2 protein-coding genes are annotated in these 1084 nt (G+C 67.0%); one reads left to right on the top strand and one right to left on the bottom strand.

Translation table 11 applies throughout. The annotated features are described in order from the left end of the window. Positions 1-84: 84 nt before the first annotated feature. Positions 85-711: a TetR/AcrR family transcriptional regulator gene (locus tag H7J86_RS01570; RefSeq protein WP_090358379.1), complete on the top strand. Its 627-nt coding sequence runs from the start codon at positions 85-87 to the stop codon at positions 709-711. Here the strand turns inward: H7J86_RS01570 and H7J86_RS01565 are convergent. Then, on the bottom strand, positions 641-1084 hold a 444-nt coding region (locus tag H7J86_RS01565), incomplete at its 5' end, for a class I SAM-dependent DNA methyltransferase (RefSeq protein WP_267288947.1). The two genes, H7J86_RS01570 and H7J86_RS01565, sit on opposite strands and share 71 nt — an antisense overlap.

Raw genomic sequence — 1084 nt, 5'->3', positions numbered from 1 at the left:
CGGGCTGAGAACCATGATCTGACCATACATTCAATACCAACTGTACTGTCAAGCTTTGCGGCGGATTCGTGCGACGATCGTCGGATGCGCAGGCACGGCTGGTCCGGTGACATCCCGCTCGACGACGACGAGGCAGTACGCCGCATCATCGAGACGTCACGCAGCGCCATTGACGCCCGCGGCACCGTGAGCGTGTCGGAGGTGGCCCAGACCCTCGGCGTCACCCGCCAGACGATCTACCGGTACTTCCCCACCCACGAGACGCTGCTGGCCGCAACGGCGGTCTCATCGGTGGCCGGATTTCTCGATCGTCTTGCCGCCCAACTGGGTTCGATCGACGATCCGACCGAGGCAGTCGTCGAAGGGATCGCCTACACCATCGAGCAGCTGCCGCACGACCGCTACCTGGGCCTGGTGCTCCAGCCCGGAAAGGCCAGCGCCTTCACCGCGGGCGTGACCTCCGATATCGCCATCGGTTTCGGACGCTCGATCCTGCAGCGCTTCGGTGTGGATTGGGCGGCAGCCGGCTTCGCCGATGGCCGACTCGACGAGCTGGTCGAGTTCATGCTGCGCATCCTGCAGTCGTTCATCGTCGATCCGGGGCGGCCGGCCCGACAGGGCCACGCCTTACGCGAATTCCTCAACGACTGGGTCGCTCCGGCAGTCGGGGCGCACGCCGGTGTGCCGATACCAGATAGTCACCGCCGGTGAACTCCGCACGATCCCAGGTCGACCACCTCGCCATCGGTTCCAGACCGGCGGCCGTGGCGAAACTGTCGTAGTCGGCCGGCGACAACCTGTGCGGGCGTAGGGAGAACCCGGACACGAGCAGTCCCCCCGGCGCCAGGTGCCCGGCCAGTCCGGCCACCACCTGCGCCTCGGTGCCCGGTTCCAGGAAGATCATCACGTTGCCCGCCGCGACGATGAGGTCGAACTCTCCGGTCACCCCGGCTTCCGGGGCGGACAGATCAGCCATGACCCATTCCAGATGCGGCGCCTTGGCCCGGGCCGTGTCCAGCATCGCCGGGTCGGCATCGACGCCCACGACCGAGAACCCCCGCTCAGCCAACTCGATGGCCACCCG

Source organism: Mycobacterium hackensackense, assembly GCF_025822555.1.
GTDB lineage: Bacteria > Actinomycetota > Actinomycetes > Mycobacteriales > Mycobacteriaceae > Mycobacterium > Mycobacterium fluoranthenivorans.
The sequence above is the reverse complement of the archived record's forward strand: the minus strand, read 5'-3'. Positions and strand labels throughout refer to the sequence as shown.

Excerpts from the sequence above, each read along its gene's own strand:
- H7J86_RS01570 (WP_090358379.1), top strand. The coding sequence starts at position 85 with ATGCGCAGGCACGGCTGGTCCGGTGACATCCCGCTCGACGACGACGAG.